General features: G+C 36.8%; 18 protein-coding genes. 11 read left to right on the top strand and 7 right to left on the bottom strand.

The features are described 5' to 3' along the window. Nucleotides 1-157 precede the first annotated feature (157 nt). Complete coding sequence (locus tag FHY47_RS07060) at nucleotides 158-358, top strand: cold-shock protein (protein ID WP_066107773.1); 201 nt, start codon at nucleotides 158-160, stop codon at nucleotides 356-358. 182 nt (nucleotides 359-540) lie between these two features. Here the strand turns inward: FHY47_RS07060 and FHY47_RS19560 are convergent, their stop codons facing one another. Beyond that, entirely contained in the window at nucleotides 541-714 is a 174-nt protein-coding gene (locus FHY47_RS19560; protein ID WP_262365977.1) for a DUF421 domain-containing protein, read from the bottom strand. Beyond that, nucleotides 663-1,223, bottom strand: coding sequence for a DUF421 domain-containing protein (locus FHY47_RS07055; RefSeq protein ID WP_262365976.1), 561 nt, complete (start codon nucleotides 1,221-1,223; stop codon nucleotides 663-665). Before FHY47_RS07055 ends, FHY47_RS19560 begins: the two co-directional genes overlap by 52 nt. A 601-nt stretch (nucleotides 1,224-1,824) precedes the next feature. Between FHY47_RS07055 and FHY47_RS07050 the strand changes: the two genes are divergently transcribed. Together FHY47_RS07050 and FHY47_RS07045 are read left to right on the top strand one after the other, a co-directional pair. Continuing rightward, nucleotides 1,825-2,277, top strand: a complete 453-nt coding sequence (locus FHY47_RS07050) for a DUF6434 domain-containing protein (protein WP_316245993.1) — start codon at nucleotides 1,825-1,827, stop codon at nucleotides 2,275-2,277. Nucleotides 2,278-2,395: 118 nt separating this feature from the next. Further along, nucleotides 2,396-2,971: a hypothetical protein gene (locus FHY47_RS07045; RefSeq protein ID WP_148629955.1), complete on the top strand. Its 576-nt coding sequence runs from the start codon at nucleotides 2,396-2,398 to the stop codon at nucleotides 2,969-2,971. A gap of 81 nt (nucleotides 2,972-3,052) precedes the next feature. Here the strand turns inward: FHY47_RS07045 and FHY47_RS18885 are convergent, their stop codons facing one another. Next, nucleotides 3,053-3,220 (bottom strand): hypothetical protein, encoded by a 168-nt coding sequence (locus FHY47_RS18885; protein ID WP_187393466.1) that lies wholly within the window; start codon nucleotides 3,218-3,220, stop codon nucleotides 3,053-3,055. A gap of 179 nt (nucleotides 3,221-3,399) precedes the next feature. Between FHY47_RS18885 and FHY47_RS07040 the strand changes: the two genes are divergently transcribed. From FHY47_RS07040 to FHY47_RS07020, 5 genes are all read left to right on the top strand, one after another. Then, nucleotides 3,400-3,756: a VOC family protein gene (locus FHY47_RS07040; protein WP_148629952.1), complete on the top strand. Its 357-nt coding sequence runs from the start codon at nucleotides 3,400-3,402 to the stop codon at nucleotides 3,754-3,756. Nucleotides 3,757-3,789: 33 nt separating this feature from the next. Next, complete coding sequence (locus tag FHY47_RS07035; RefSeq protein WP_148629950.1) at nucleotides 3,790-4,266, top strand: GNAT family N-acetyltransferase; 477 nt, start codon at nucleotides 3,790-3,792, stop codon at nucleotides 4,264-4,266. Between the two features lie 25 nt (nucleotides 4,267-4,291). Continuing rightward, nucleotides 4,292-4,705, top strand: a complete 414-nt coding sequence (locus FHY47_RS07030; protein ID WP_140461644.1) for a VOC family protein — start codon at nucleotides 4,292-4,294, stop codon at nucleotides 4,703-4,705. A gap of 81 nt (nucleotides 4,706-4,786) precedes the next feature. Then, nucleotides 4,787-6,589, top strand: coding sequence for a S9 family peptidase (locus FHY47_RS07025; RefSeq protein WP_148629948.1), 1,803 nt, complete (start codon nucleotides 4,787-4,789; stop codon nucleotides 6,587-6,589). Between the two features lie 97 nt (nucleotides 6,590-6,686). Next, nucleotides 6,687-6,890: a transcription initiation factor TFIIIB gene (locus FHY47_RS07020; RefSeq protein WP_148629946.1), complete on the top strand. Its 204-nt coding sequence runs from the start codon at nucleotides 6,687-6,689 to the stop codon at nucleotides 6,888-6,890. Nucleotides 6,891-7,071: 181 nt separating this feature from the next. On the opposite strand, the gene FHY47_RS07015 is transcribed toward FHY47_RS07020, so the two are convergent. From FHY47_RS07015 to FHY47_RS07000, 4 genes are all read right to left on the bottom strand, one after another. Then, the gene (locus FHY47_RS07015) at nucleotides 7,072-7,992 is read right to left on the bottom strand and encodes a VOC family protein (RefSeq protein WP_148629944.1); all 921 of its coding nucleotides are present in this window, start codon (nucleotides 7,990-7,992) and stop codon (nucleotides 7,072-7,074) included. A 12-nt stretch (nucleotides 7,993-8,004) separates the two neighbouring features. After that, nucleotides 8,005-8,967, bottom strand: a complete 963-nt coding sequence (locus FHY47_RS07010; RefSeq protein ID WP_139891638.1) for a fumarylacetoacetate hydrolase family protein — start codon at nucleotides 8,965-8,967, stop codon at nucleotides 8,005-8,007. Nucleotides 8,968-9,293: 326 nt separating this feature from the next. Next, nucleotides 9,294-10,508, bottom strand: a complete 1,215-nt coding sequence (locus tag FHY47_RS07005) for an MFS transporter (protein ID WP_139891640.1) — start codon at nucleotides 10,506-10,508, stop codon at nucleotides 9,294-9,296. Between the two features lie 327 nt (nucleotides 10,509-10,835). Beyond that, a complete protein-coding gene (locus FHY47_RS07000) occupies nucleotides 10,836-12,668 on the bottom strand; it encodes a XylR N-terminal domain-containing protein (RefSeq protein WP_140461641.1) in 1,833 nt (610 codons plus the stop codon). A 365-nt stretch (nucleotides 12,669-13,033) separates the two neighbouring features. Between FHY47_RS07000 and FHY47_RS06995 the strand changes: the two genes are divergently transcribed. The 3 genes from FHY47_RS06995 (at nucleotide 13,034) to FHY47_RS06985 (ending at nucleotide 16,151) form a co-directional block, all read left to right on the top strand. Then, nucleotides 13,034-14,233 (top strand): acyl-CoA dehydrogenase family protein, encoded by a 1,200-nt coding sequence (locus FHY47_RS06995; protein WP_148629941.1) that lies wholly within the window; start codon nucleotides 13,034-13,036, stop codon nucleotides 14,231-14,233. Between the two features lie 98 nt (nucleotides 14,234-14,331). Further along, the gene (locus tag FHY47_RS06990) at nucleotides 14,332-15,282 is read left to right on the top strand and encodes a VOC family protein (protein ID WP_148629939.1); all 951 of its coding nucleotides are present in this window, start codon (nucleotides 14,332-14,334) and stop codon (nucleotides 15,280-15,282) included. 14 nt (nucleotides 15,283-15,296) lie between these two features. Continuing rightward, nucleotides 15,297-16,151 (top strand): alpha/beta fold hydrolase, encoded by an 855-nt coding sequence (locus FHY47_RS06985; protein ID WP_140461638.1) that lies wholly within the window; start codon nucleotides 15,297-15,299, stop codon nucleotides 16,149-16,151. The last annotated feature ends 17 nt before the right edge of the window (nucleotides 16,152-16,168 follow it).

The following is a 16,168-nucleotide window of genomic DNA, read 5'->3' as shown; positions in this document are numbered from 1 at the left end:
GAGGTAATCGTTTGCACTTCAGTCCAGAACCTGTTATTATTAGGTAGAATTATTTTTGTTTGATGTGGTTGAAAGTTGAACAATTATTGTCGTCTTACGATCGAAAAGCAAGGATAGTAATACAATTGTGTGTTAGCACACTAGGAGGCAACAAAAAATGGAACATGGTAAAGTAAAATGGTTTAACGCAGAAAAAGGTTTCGGATTTATCGAGCGCGAAGGTGGAGACGATGTATTCGTACACTTCTCAGCTATCCAAGGTGAAGGTTTCAAAACACTTGACGAAGGTCAAGAAGTTACTTTTGAAGTAGAACAAGGTCAACGTGGACCACAAGCTACTAACGTTCAAAAAAACTAATCTGATCGACACATAAATAAAACAGATCCTGGTTACAGGATCTGTTTTTCTTTTGTTTAAGCTTTGTTGAATGATTCATTTTAATTTTGCATGAGTATTATTAGTATGTATTTCGTAAGGATTTAGAACTATTGTACGGAAAACTATCTATCTCTACTAGAAAATGTTTATACACAGTGTTTTTATTTAGGTGAAATGTGTATTCCTTCATCACTTTTCCACTCAGCATAAAAAATGCTTTTTAAATCATAACCTTTATTATTCAACTCACTAATTAACCAATTTTCATCAAATCCACATTCTGCTAAATTACCAAGTATAATTTTCCCATCGCTAATAAGGGTTTGCGGTAGCACGATTTGTGTTTTTCAGTAAGGTTTAAATCCTCGATTGTTGGATTTTTATATTTAGATTTCAGAGCGATACTTATTTGCCTATTAGATTCTAATATTGCAAATTCAACTTCTCTTACAGAAAAAACACTTTTTTGCCGTAACATGCTCAATATTTGATTTAGATCCAACCTTGCTTTTTTGGCTGCTTTATAATCAATTATTCCATTTCTAATGAATAGAACTGGCTTCCTCTGAATGAAAAATCTAATCTTTGTAAACTTAAGCGTGGCATACTCTAAAATAATCATTAAAAAAGTCCATATTCCAATTGCATATAGATATTTTAAAATACTTACATTATTTTCATAGATGATACGTCCTAAAAAATCATCGAGTAACAGAATAAAAACAAAATGAAATGGTGTTAATTGAGAAATGGAGGTTCTTCCAGTTAAAATGAGTATAATGTTTAGAGATATAAATCCAACGATTACTTTCATTGCTATTAAGCCTAAACTTATCAAATCCACGTTTCTATCCTCCAAAATTCTCACAGTACAGTAATGTTTATCTTCTCATTATGCTTAAAAAAAGCATTGAATATACCAATTAGCTATTACCTGTAATTGCTAATCCAAGATGGTTCTATGGCATTATCCATTATTCATAATATAAAAGTAGAACATTATACAGCTGAGAGAATTAGTGTAACAGGCGTGAAATGTAAACCATATTAAAACGGGTAGATGTACTGGGATATTCAGAAATGAATTTCGGAGGATTAATCCAAGGTGGTTTAAACCTTATTATATCAACTTCTTTTGTGCTGGTATAAGGTAGTTTAGTGGAAGAAATAAAAATGCCCTGCTCAAGGCGAAGAGAGCAAGGCAATTGAAACAGTAAAGCATAAAATAGTATAACAGTTTTAAAGGTTGACTAGATTATAGCATATAATTAAAATCGTGGCTAATATATTTCTCCTGTTAATTTTAGTAAATTCATTTTTGTCATGTACGTTGCTAAATAAGTACTAGTTTTCTATAATTAAATGGATATATATGGAGGTGGATTATACTGAGACATAAGCTTACTAGAAGTAGTAGTGTCCAAAGTTTTAGAGAATTTTATTGGGTGAAGGAAGAATTGCAAATATTTTGCAGAGAAAATGGACTTGCTGTTTCAGCAAAGATAGAGATTTCCAATCGAATCGAAGCCTTTCATGAAACAGGAGAAATAAAAAAGCCGGTTAGAAAAGTAAGGGCCTATGTGAAACCACAAACACCCGAAAAAATCTTAAGCCTCGATACAATCATCAAAGAAAATCACCGTTGCAGTCAAGAAGTAAGAGTATTTTTTCAAACGGTCATTCCTACATTTCATTTTACTACCCACATCCAGAATTATTTTAAAAATCATGTCGGGAACACTTACCGTGAGGCGGTAAATGCCTGGTATGAGGAAGAAAAACGGAAAAAAGATCCATCCTATACGGAAAAAGTTCCCCACAATTTGAATACAATCAATTCATCCATGACTATTATGCTGACCCGAACAATCAAGGGAAGCAGCACAAAGATGCGGTAGAAGCCTGGAAGAAGATCAAGCAGCTCCCAAGCAGCAATCGCTATTCATCTAACCATGTGTGAGAAATCCCCAAGATCTTCCTATCAAACATAATAGGCAGGAAAAAAAAGGAGGTTGCATGAAACGATTTAGTTTGTTGTTTACGTTCCTATTTGTCTTTATCAGCATTTTTAGCGCTTGCTCCACGAACACACGTCTAGAACTGGTCAGTGCAGAAGCAGAGATTGTGAATGATAAAAACAAAACGGGATCCACTATTCTGCAGGAAGGTAAGAACGCAGGAAAAGAAGTCGTGCCTACAGCCCTGTATTACACATTTGTGATTAAAAATGTAGGAAATAAAAAGATTGGAGACATAAGTAAAGGAGTAGGCTTGGAGGCTAGGATTGAACCTGACGAAAAATTAGTAACCGCCTCTAATGAAGTGATGGGCTTTAATATTTTTGAACCGGCAGATTATGAAGGTTCAGGCTTGGGCTTCGGCTATTCCTATACTGCTATTATTGAAGAAAAAGAAACAGGAGAATTCACCATCTATTATGATTTAGGTGTTGAAGAAAAAACAGAGGAAGTTCTTCCAGTACCTTCTGTAGACAAGTTAGAACATTTAAAAGAGAACGCACTGGAGGCAACTTTAATTGTATCCTTGGGAAAAGAAGAAATAATTCGTTTTGATTTGAGTAAAAAGAATTAATAGCTGTCTTGCTTGTGTTTAGCAATAGCTTTATAAAATGATCCCTCAAAGATAAACAAAAGGCCCGGCTTATAAACCGAGCTAATTTTTAGTTGATTGCCCTGACAGTTTATCTAATTTATTTTCAATTCGATCTAGCTGTTCCTTCCGCTTTTTTGAAGAACGAAAGAAAGATACAATCATCACAATAAAAAAGATAACAACTAAAATTGAAAACAACTGATAAATGATGTCACCGATGTTCAACATAAAATCCACCTCACTTTAGAATATTATACCATTTTTGCTTATGGGTTCTTTCCTCTTAAGGTAAGAATCTATTTAGTTAAGAGTAAATAAATCATTTATCACCTATGTGTGTGTTGCCCTCAGAAATTCTATATAAAATTTTTGCAATATTATGAACTATTAAAGGAGGTGAAATATTCTTGGTAGCTGAAATGACCTATCAGGTCCGTGTGGCTGATTTTGAACAAGGTAGGAGATGGTATGAAGTATTTTTGAACAGGGCACCAGATTTTGTGCCGCATGAAGATTTTGCGGAGTGGGAGATAATTCCCGGGGGCTGGCTGCAAGTCGCTAAAGGGACACCGGCAGAAGGAAGTGGTCCGCTTCGGCTTGAGGTTACATCTATAGAAAAGGAAAGACAAAGAATGATAGAAGAGCTGCATATTGATTTTTTTGAAATCTACTCCCGTGAAGAAGTACCGGTTAAATGGGCCACATTTACAGACCCATGGGGAAATCGTTTAGGCTTCTTTGAAAATATGAACGAAGAAATATAGCAACCTAATACAATCAGATAAGAGGCAAAAAGGATGGAGTATTTATTAAGAAAACGTACCGAAGAGGATATAGAGGACTTTTTATCATGGACGTACGATGATATGTATTCGTTTTACGATAATTCGATTCAACAAGAAAAGATAGATGGCTTTAGGCAAAGTGTTCAAAAAGAACGGGAATTATCGGTAGTAAATGAATGGGGTGAACTTGTAGGTAACTGCGAGTTTTTTGATGTAAGCGATGAGGATGAAGCGGAGATACTGGCAGTTGGAATTCAGATGAAGCCATCTATGACTGGAAAAGGACATGGCCCTGCTTTCTTCCATGCCATTGTGGAGCAAGGGAGATCCCTTTTTCACTATGACCATTTAGAGTTGTCCGTAGTGGACTTTAATCACCGGGCCATTAAAGTGTATGAAAGAGAAGGATTTCAACAAGTGGGAGAATTCATGAATGACATAAGAGGAGAATCATATCGATTTATCATTATGGCGAAGGATTGGGAATAAATAGATTGATTACAGGGGAGATGGGATGAAAAATAAATTTATAAGAGTTGGTACAACTTATATTCCTGCAAGGAATGTTAAAGAATCTTCAGCATGGTATGTGGATAAGCTTGGAGCAGAATTAAGCTATGAAGATGAGGATAAAGCGATTATTAATCTTGCAAATCAAAGCTTTTTCCTTGTTCAAGCACCAGATGGTGAAAGTTCTAATTTTATAGATAAGAATGGAAATGAACGCTTTTCGATTACCTTTGAAGTAGATGGATTGGAAAAGTTAACGGAGCTTCATATGGAGTTAACAGAGAAGAATGTAAGGGTAGGGGACATTGAAGATCGAGGGCACCCTGGACGGAATTTTGTTTTTTATGATTTAGATGGTCAAGTATTTGATGTCTGGAGTGAATTAAGTCCAGGATTTAAGGACAACTATTTGCTGTAGGTTGTTATCTATCATATGTTTTTCATAATGTGGGTTAGATGGATTGGGTATCACAAAAAAATGAATATGAGGAGTATGTCTATGTTTACATTTCCTAAGCCAGATGTAGAACAATTGCTGCGAACCGTTTCCATAATTGATTTTGCTGTGAGTCCCGATGAAAAACAGATTATCATCAGTACCAATATAAGTGGAAAATATAATCTTTGGGCGATGAATATGCCTAATGCCTTTCCATATCGGCTGACCTTCAATGATCAGCCATCTGAGTATTTACTGTATGACCCAAAAGGAAGATTTGTTATAGCTGGCTTTGATCATGACGGTGATGAGAATACTCAATTTTATGCCATGCCGACATATGGCGGTGCCTTGAAGGAGCTAGTTTTTCAAGAGAATACACGTAATTTTCATCCGTTTCTATCGAAGGACGGCGAGCGATTATACTATACATCTACCAAAGAAAATGCGTCTTTCCTCAGTAGCTATTGCTTACAAATGGACACGGGGGAAGAGACAAAAGTATTTGATGGGAACGGAGGCATTACCATTCTAGCGGAAGTGAGTGAGGATGAATCCGTTATTCTCTATACTAAACAATTTTCTAATACTAATTCTCTATATTATGTGAAAAAAGCGGATGAACATATCCTGCTGACTCCGCCAACTGATACGGAGCATACCGTTAGTGAAGCTGTTTTCGTTTCGGATCAAGAGGTCTATTTAATCACGGATTATGATGCGGATTTTTCTTATTTAGCAAGCTTTAATTTGGAAACCAGGGAGTTTACTAAGCTTAAAGAATTACCGCAGGAGAGCTTCACCAATCTTACATACGATCAGAAAAACAAAATAGTCTATATTACTGCTGAAAAAGGAGTGCGGGATTATTTATACGCCTATCGTATTGATAATCAAGCATGGGTAAAATTGAACCCTCCATGTGACCTCCTAACGAAAAAGGTTGTCTCTAATTCTGGTTCCCTTTATTTGCTCGGAAAGAGTTCAAACACACTTGCGAATATATTTAAACAGATTGGTGAGGATGAATGGGTCACAATTACTGACAATACCCTAGCTGGTGTTCAGAAGGAGGATATAGTAGAGCCCGAGATTATTACGTATTCATCTTTTGACGGTCTCCAAATTGAAGCGCTTTTATATAAAGCAAAACCTGAAAATGATAACGGAGAGACTCTTTTATGGGTTCATGGGGGACCGCAGTCTGCAGTACGGAAAGGTTTTAATCCATTCTTTCAATATGCCTTAGATAATGGATATAGTGTTTTTACTCCTAACTTCCGTGGTTCCACTGGATATGGATTACCATTCACCAAAATGGTGGAGCGTGCCTGGGGTGCAGGAGCCCGATTGGATATTATTGCTGGTCTCGATTGGCTGATTGACCGTGGATATACGAAGAAAGGCGATATCTTGCTGATCGGAGGCAGTTACGGTGGATATATGTCATTGCTTTTACATGGACGCCATGCTGATTACTTTAAGGCTGTGGTAGATATTTTTGGGCCATCCAATTTATTTTCCTTTGTTCATTCAGTGCCGGAAGATTGGAAACCAATCATGGATGCTTGGGTAGGTCACCCCGAAAAAGATCGCGAGAAATTGATAGACTACTCACCTATTACCTATATTGAGCAGATGATAAAGCCGATGCTTGTTATCCAAGGTGCCAATGATCCAAGAGTTGTAAAGGCCGAATCAGACCAAATTGTGGAGACTCTTAAGGAACAGGGGAGAGATATCTCCTATATGGTCATGGAGGATGAAGGACATGGATTTTCTAAAAAGGAGAATGAAATCGTTGTGTATCGCAGGGTTTTAGCTTTTTTTGAAGAGCATCGTCTTGTGGAAGTAAAATCCTAGCCTAGATTTTCTCAAACGGCGAAAAGTAATGTATTGCAGTTTGTGGCGTTTTCCTTATGGAGAAAATGATAGGAGATTTTCAAGTGGAGGGACTAACGTGAAGCATTCTAAAGTAAAAGAATGTCCTCAATGTGGTGAGAAAGAGCTGGGGATCGGGAAACATACCGGATATGGAGTCATGTACCCCAAAAATAAAGTAAGTATAGGTTCAGAGATTGAATACATGATTTGCACCGGATGTGGATTTATCATCGAAGGCTATGTGAAAAAGCCGGAGAAATTTAAAGAAACGCTTTACTGAGAAAGATGACTAAAAAGAAAAGAATTAGCTGAATAAAGTGTTGACCCTATTCAACGCTTAAACCCAGGGAACATAAACTTACTGATATCAAAAATGCTTGGAATTATATGATCCAAGCATTTTTTGTCTGGTTTCAACAAATAGGGACATTTCATGAGGTACCAGAAATATAAGTTTGTTTTTATATAGGGAAGATAGCCTTAGGGCGATCTTGTTTCCAATCTTCAACTGTAGGCAATGTATCGCCAAATTGTGTTTCCCAGTGTTCGAAGGATTGCCATGTTTTTGGACGTAAGGGTAATTCTTTGTGCCACGGGCGTGGCTCCAAAATATTTAATTCAGGAATGTATTTATCCATATCCGTATATAACTCAATGACATGCTTATCGGGATCTAGATGGTAAGACGCGATATTGTGACCAGCTGTATGGCGGCTGGGTCCCCAAATTGTTGGTATATTGTGTTTCATTAAAATATCAGAGCTGTCATATTGATGAGCGGGATTGCGTAATTGAAAGGCAATATGATGCATGTACGATTTTTTACCTTGAATGATATTAATCGTATGATGATCTTCATTACATGTTAAAAAGTTGGCTAAATCAAGTATACGGTCGGTTTTGTAAAAACCTAAAATATGGTGGTAGAAGTCCACCGTTTTCTTCGCATCTTTTACGCTGATTGATAAGTGGCCCAATTTAGTAGGAATAATACCGGATGTTGCGTATCCGGGAGCGCTGTAGTCTATACTATGATATAAAAAAATGCGGTTTCCATCCGGATCATGCAACTGCAATTGTTCAGGTATTCCAACTTGTCTATCATGGACAAGCTCACTTACGATTCCTTCTTCTTCTAAAAGGGATTGAACGTATTCTAATGATACTTCAGGATTTACTTGCCATCCGATTCCTTCCATGAAACTTTCGTTACTTGGTTGAATGACAATATTATGATGTTCTGCACCTGTACTGATATAGGCAACTCCGTCTCCTCCGCGTTCTACAAGCTTACATCCGAGAACAGTGATATAGTAATCGACCATGGCCTCAACATCTTTCGAAAAAAACGTCACAAACCCTAACCGGAAAACTGGAATCATGTGGACGCCCCTTTACTTTACAGCAGCTGCCTGTATTATTTTATTTTCTTGTACACCTAAATCAATGGAACCATCCGTGCTTTTTATTTCGAGAAGCATGATATCTCCAGATTTTAAATAACCATTGTTTTGTTGAGTTTCAATAAAATGGTCAATTTTATCCTGATGTGAAATTGTATTATCATAAATATGGTTGATGATTTCAGAATTTAAACGAAGACATACTCCACCTGGGGTACCTGTTAAAATTAAATCACCAGTTTTTAAATTAAAAATCTCTGACATCTCAGTCAGTGTTTCCGTCGGTTTAAATAATAATTGATCAGTTAAAACCCTTTGACGTGTTTCACCATTTATTTGTAAATGTAATTCCAATTGATTCAAGTAAGGAAATTCATCTTCATCGAGTAAATAAATATATGGTCCCACCGGACAAAAACCACGATAACTTTTTCCTTTGAACCATTGCTGTTCCAGAATTTGAACATCACGCGCCGAAATATCATTGGCAATCACTATTCCAGCAATATAATGGACTAAATTATTTTCTGTAATTTGGATGGGCTCAGTAATGTCAGTTTTAATAATTAATCCCAGTTCGATTTCATAATCCAATAGTTGAACATGAGTTGGGCAAATAATATCAGCAGCGGCAGATGTTAAGGTACTGGATGCCTTTGTGAACAATAAGTTATATGGTGGCTTTTGCTTAGTAAAACCAGCTTCTTCACGGTGTACGCTATAGTTTGTACCCTGACAAAATATATTTGCATCATCTGTTACGGGTGATAGGATTGTGATTTCATCTGTATAAATAATTGTTCCGGTGTGTTTTGCCCGCTCAATTGCCTCTCGACCGTTAGATAGTAAGTCATGTAAGGTTTCAGCCTCGTGTTCAACAATGCGGATTTGTTCACTGAAAACACCCCAATATGTACGGTCTGATTGTTTGAATCGAAGTAATTTTGTCCCCATATTTTGATAGCCTCCCAGAAAATAATTTGTTTGTTTAAGTGTAGATGATAGAAAAGGCACTTAACTAGAATAAGAATTATTGAAATACATAATGAAATTAAGTAAAAATCATTGAATCAATCTAACTGGGGGAAGAACTTGGCTTACCGTTATCTGATTATGCGACTGGACAAAATACCAAGGTTGGAGGGAATTGGTAATATCGTTTCTCGGAATTCCACATTTACGGAATTACTCGGCAATAAAGTACTATAAAATAAAAATGATCTCATAGAGACTCTCCTTATGAGATCATTTTTATTCTCGAATTAGGTAAATACTTACCGTTAAATAATATGTGTGGTCTTTGAGGTTGCGTTTGATTGTGAGTCTTTTTCTTTGATGAGAGTCGTGACCGCAGACCAAGCAATCGCTAAAAGGAATAGGCCAATAGATGCTAGAAGCAGAGTGAATCGGCCGTTTTCCTGGCCTGTTATATTAAGTAAAAACTGGTACATAAACGAACTGGTAATACCACCTAATCCTTGGGCCGCAGCAGCGAATCCTACAAAGGAAATACCCTTCGCAAGGTTTGACAATTCAGATACTCGGGCGAGTACGCCTGGAATCACAATTCCTAATCCCATTCCTCCAAGAAAACTAGCCATATTGATCATCATTAAAGTGTTTGCATAATAACACCATAAGATACCAACAGCGGTTAGTAAAATTCCAAAGGGAATATTGAAGTTTGGCCAAAGTTGGCGCATGGGACCAAAGAAAAGTCCGACAACCAAGGTACCAAAGGTGAATAAAGAGATGGCAAAACCGGCCTCCGTAGCATTCCCAAGGTTTTCCGCTTGGATGATAATAGAAATATTTGTTACATACCCAAACACCAATGCTGTGAAGATAACTTGGCCAATCGTAAAACCATAAACGGTTTTTGGTGCAGAGAACAGGATCTCTTTAAAGGATGCATTGTGTACTTCTTGTTTTTTAGGCTCAGGCAAATATAAGAAGGTGAGTGCTAAAATCAAGATCGGGAATAAGTAAACTAAAAAGCCAAACTGCCAATTGTACGCATCAGCCAGCATACCTCCGACTACCTGGAAGAAAATCGCTCCGATACATGCAACTGTGGATGTTCCCAAACCAATTAAGAAATCACGATCACGACCATCAAAGAAACTTGTGATAATATCAACCGATAATGGTAATGTAATGCCGACTCCAAGTCCCAATAGTCCACGGAAGGCAATAATTAAAAAGAGATTATCAATGAAAAATGGCATGATACCGCCAATGATGAAGAAGGCTAGTCCTGTAAATAATAATCCTCGTTTTGAGTACTTATTAGCCAGTTTCCCATAAAGCAATGAAGGTATTATTTGAAAAAATCCTGGGATAGTAGCAATTAACATGACTACCGACGGATTGTAGTTTGGGAACGCTTTAATTAAATCGGCCATGATAGATCCTGCAACCCCGGCAGCAACGTCCTGAAATGCAATTAAAACAATTAAAAATTTCAAGAAAGCAGTACTCTTTGCCTTCGCCATCTTTTAATAACCCCCTGTTTTACTATTTCTATACGAAAAGCAGCCTCACTACTATCCTCTTGTTATAACAACTCATGCGATAATCGTCATGAAGATGAGCAGAACTCCTTACGTTTAGATTACACTCGATATTAGCACAGACAATCGAGGCATAAATCAATGATTTTTAGGGGAAAAATTCATTGATTTTGTAAAAAGATATTTGTTTTTTACTCCATTAAATAACGAAAAATCAATATGGCAAAGAGCATAAAGGTGTAAATTAGACTATTTTAGAAAGTATATAAAAATCTGCGTATTTCACTAAAATTTATTGAAAAAAGAGAGCTAATCAATTTCAATTTCACCAAGAATAATTAGAGAGTTTAAGAGCAACATCAACTCAAAGGAGTGCTTGGAATTTCTTAAGTCTTTTTGTAGTAGTTCTTCTAGCTTTTGAATTCGATAGACTAATCCGCTCATGGATAAATTCAAGTCCAGCATGGTTTGTTGCAAATTCCCGTAATTGTTTAAAAATGCGTAAAGAGTTTTAAGAAACTCCTCTTTTTTATTTGGCTTCAATGATAGGATGGGCTCTAATTCACGTTGCGCGATTTCGATAATGATAGAGCTATTAGTTTGGTTAATGATTGATCCCATCACACTTGTATCTTCAAAATAAATGATATCACTGGCTTTATTGACATTAAGTGATGTAATGGATTGCCGTTTTGCCTCTGGAATATCGTCTATATCATGGATAGCCCGGCTTAATCCAATACGGAATTCATGGTTTTTGAATGTACGATGCAGGTGTTTTAATATATTTCTTAGTATTTCTTGTGTTTTATCAATTTTTGGGAATAAAAACGTCACTTCTTCCTGAAATTCTGTAATAAATATAGGGATTTGATGCATTTCTAAATAAATAGTAAAAGACTGGATTATTTTATTAATCATGATGGAATCTTTAATAGGAATGCCCTTTTTGGTAATGCGTAAGTTTCCAATATAGAAGTCTTCATTTAAATCTATCTGGAGTAAATAACTGCGATAAATCATATTGCTTTTGGAAGTATACTGCTGTTGTAAAAGTTGCTCGAAAAAATACGCTTTCATGTTCTCGATTGCTTCTAAGCTCGACTTTTCATTCAAATAACATAGTGATATGGAATTAGCAGCACGCTGTAGAAAATTCATTTCATCTTTGAAGTTATGGTCAGTTGACCGATAAATAAACGAAATATATCCAATAATTTGGTTTTGGACATTTATGGGGCTGATCAGGCGAATATGTTTTTCGCAGTTTACTTGAATAGAGTGCATCGGCTCAAGATGCTGCATTAAAATCTTCCCTGAACGTGTTTGAGGCATCTGGCTGGCAAAATCTAAGGTTAACTCATTTAATTCTTCTTCAGTAATTCCAATTAAGTGATGGGTATTAAAATTTAAATCCTGAAGGATGACTGGAACGTTTAAATTATCATAGATTGTTTCTAAAATTTGTTCTATTCGCATACCTTGGGCGATTCCAAGGGTTAAGTTGTTATGGAATGAAGATACCTTCTCGGTTAGTTTTTTCTCTTCATACAATTGTTCATATGTCTGGTTTAGTTCATCAATCATACGGGATTGGTGAATTTTTTTAAATTGTGCCTGTGTTGCTTCATCCCAATTCTCAATCATGCGCATTTCAAAGGCACATTCATCATCCCCTCTAGCTTTACATGTGACCTCTACAATATAGATTTTACGTTTGGTTAAGTAGGATGTGTAACCACTTGAATAGCCTGCTAATGTATGGCAAATACAGGTTTGGCTTTTTCCGAAATATTTGGTGTGTTCAGTTACTTCGTAAGAATTGATCCAAACCCCCTTTGCATGCATAAAACGAACCGTATCATCGGGATTCAGCTCTAAAATGCGATTGGAGATTAAATCTGTAATTTGTCCGGAATTGAGATGGTAACCTGATGCGCTATCAAGCTTTTCACGCAAACTTAATGGACGCTGTTCTACTTCTTTGGCATGAGTGACCCCGATATTCCATCCATAACGCTGTAAGAAAATCTTTGCATGCTCCAAACCTAATGTTTCTATTAATTCTTTTCGTAATAGTCCAATCGTATTGGCTGTTGTAAAAAGTTCTTTATCTGCTATATTAGTAGAATTTGTTGTCATAAGAATACCTCCTCTAACTAATAAATACTTAATTGAAGCGCTTACAGTATATATTAGCAGATATAATTTTAATTTTATAAAAATTTTGAAAATACTTTATCTAAAATCCATTAGTGCAAAGTGCCTAAAAGATAATCGGTAAATTTGAGGTGATATTTTTCTATATGCCAGATTGAAGGAATGCCAGATTAGGTGGGGGAAAGGCCATGGGATTAGAGGAACTGATACAGATAATACCATTGTATTTTATTTATGATTCGGTAGTTTTTATTGGAAATAAGGTTGAAAATTCAAATAATTTAATCAGACTTTTATGAAAGTAGGTTTGATAAATTAAAGGTACATTCAGATAAGGAGTTGAACATATGGATACAATTTTAAAAGAAACAGAATTGGATCTTATGACAAAAACGAAAGCGGTTGCAGATGATATTCGCAAACGTGTTAAGGAAACTGAAGAAATTCGCAGAATTCCAGAATCGACTATTAAACAATTAAAAGACAATCAAATTTTCAAAATGCTTCGCCCTAAACGATATGGTGGACTTGAAGTCAGTATTCAAACATACAGCCAGGTTATTGTTGAAATTTCAAAAGCCTGTGCGTCTACAGGATGGATTGCCTCCTTATGCGCAATACGAGAAATGATGGTGGCTGAATCATTTACAGAAAAAGCTCATTTGGAGATTTTCGCAAATGATCCTGAAGATGTATTATTTGCCGGAGTGTATGAGCCACGTTCTTGTGAAGTGAAAAAGGTTGATGGCGGTTACCTCGTTGAAGAAGGACATTGGATGTTTTGTTCGGGATCTTTACATGCAACATGGGGTTATTTTGGCATGTATTTGAAGAACGAACAAGGTGAAATTGAAAAGCAGTTACTAGCAACTCTGCCGTTTAGTGAATTGGAAATAGAAGATGATTGGAATACATTGGGGCTTCGTGGTACTGGTAGTAATGCAGTCCGTATGAAGAATGTTTTTATACCCGATCATCGTTGTACATCCTTTGTAGACATTTTAAATGGAAACTTTCAATCAGAGCATTTACGGGATATCCCATTATATCATTCTGCTTTGTTTCCATGTTTAATTTTATCGCTTGGATTGCCGGGATTAGGGGTCGTAAAAGAGATGCTTGATAAGTTTCATGCTAGTTTGCCGTATCGTACAGCCCAGCATATGGGGGTAAAAATGATTAAGGATGCAGCAAGCACGCATTCATTAATTGCTGAAGCAACTTTAAAAATCGAAACAGCCGAAATTTACTTAATGAATATTGCCAAAAAAATTGATGAATGGGCAGAGAAAAAAACAATTATGCCAAGTGATGAGAGATTAAAAGTACTGGCAGATATCGGCTATAGTAACAAATTAATGAATGAGGCAGTACAACATATTTTAGCAGCAAGTGGATCAGGATTTGTATATGATGCGAGCCCAATGCAGCGATTGATTCGTGATTTTATTACATTGCATTCCCACCGTTCATTGTCGCCGGTTATTACCCAGGAAAATTATGGGCGTCAGCTTGTTGGTCTACAACCTAATGCGGTTCGTTATTAAGTAAATTTTATTGAAAAATAAGCAGTTATTAGTGAACTTTTTATATAGTTTACCAGTACTTAGTTCCTTAATATAAAAAATGAGGGGGATTCTTACTCATGGGACCGCGAATTGCCCAATTAGGTTATGTTGCTCTTGAATCTTCCGATATTGAAAAATCGGTGGATTTTTTTCAAAACATCATTGGTTTAGAGCTGACTGAAAAAGTAGGCGAACAATACTATTTCAGAGCCTGGGGAGATTTTCAGCATCATACATTATCAATCTCACCCGGCATTAAGGGCAAGGTGAAGCATATCAGTTTTCGCACCAAATGTGCAGAAGATGTGGATTCGTTTGCAAGCAGACTGAATCAAAAGGGCTATGAGATTGAATATGTGCAAGCTGGAACGACACCTGGTATTGGCAGAGCGATTCGATTTATGGCAGCTTCCGGGCATAGAATTGAATTGTTTTATGATGTCGTAAAGACAGAGGTAGAAGAACATCGACGTTCTGTGCTCAAGAATCAAACGTATAAAGCATGGGCAAAGGGTATTTCACCAAGGCGTTTCGATCATGTCAATATTCATACAGCTGCGCCGGAGAATACAGCTTATGATTTCTTTATTGAAGAATTAGGATTCCGCATGAATGAATGTATTGAAACCGAGGATGGGAAAATATTGGCGGGTTGGATGAGCGTTACTCCATTGGTGCATGATGTCGCACTTGTTGCTCATGAATCATTGGAAACAACAGCACGCTTCCATCATATCTCCTACTGGTTGGACAGTTCAGGGGATTTAATGCGGGCAGCTGATATTTTAAAAGAACATGACCTGAAATTCATAGGACCGGGTAAACATAGCATTTCGCAGGCTATCTATTTATATGTTATTGATCCGGGAAGTGGATGCAGAGTTGAATTATTTACAGGTGGATACTTAATATTTGAACCTGATTGGGAAACAGTGGTTTGGCGCCCGGAAGAAAGGGCTTTTGGCAATACGTATTGGGGAGATAGCATTACGGGAAATCCGTTAATTGTTCCAACAATTGAAGCATAGGGAGGCATGGGTAAATGGCAATGACAAAAGAGGTAACCATTACATCAAAGCATCTGAAAACAGGTCATTATACAACATGGATAAACGAAGCTGGTAAAGGAAATGCAGAAACCATTTTATTTTTACATGGTTCTGGACCAGGGGTAACATCATTGGCTAACTGGAATTATGCATTACAGGAATGCGCTGATTCTTTCTATTGTTTAGCACCAGATTTATACGGTTTTGCCCAAAGTGATCATCCGGCTGAGCCATTAAAAAATCGCCAAATGTGGATGGATTGTTGGATTGAACAAATCATAGAGTTGCTCGATTATTACGAATTAGAGAAAGTGCATGTTGTTGGAAACTCCTTAGGCTGTTCTATAGCCCTGGAATTGCTGTTGGAGTATCCAGAGCGTTTTGACCGAGTTGTCCTGATGGGGCCGGGTGGTACACCAAATACTAAACTAAGTTTTGAGCTGGCACGTGCTAAAGCATTTTATGATAACCCGTCAAAAAAACGACTTCAACAAATTATGGGCTGGTTTGTCTACGACAAGGAAGCAATGCAGCCAGTCATTGATGGGCTTACGGATTCCCGATATGAAAATGCAATGCGTGAAGAAGTTCGCCGTTCAAACAATTCTATTTTTTCAACGGCTGCTGTCCCAGTCCCAACCGTGGCATTACGCAGAATTAAGAACCAGATCTTACTGGTCCATGGCCGTGATGATCAAGTATGTTCGATTGAGTCAAGTTATTATTTATTAGAGCATCTAAATGATGCCCAACTCCACGTTTTTAGTAAATGTGGGCACTGGACACAAATTGAAAAGAAAAATGAATTCAACAATCTTATTCAGCAATTCTTTAAAGGTATTTTATGAAACTCTTATTAAGCGCT

This window comes from Bacillus sp. E214 (assembly GCF_008087365.1).
In the GTDB taxonomy this organism is placed as follows: domain Bacteria; phylum Bacillota; class Bacilli; order Bacillales; family Pradoshiaceae; genus Pradoshia.
The sequence above is the reverse complement of the archived record's forward strand: the minus strand, read 5'-3'. Positions and strand labels throughout refer to the sequence as shown.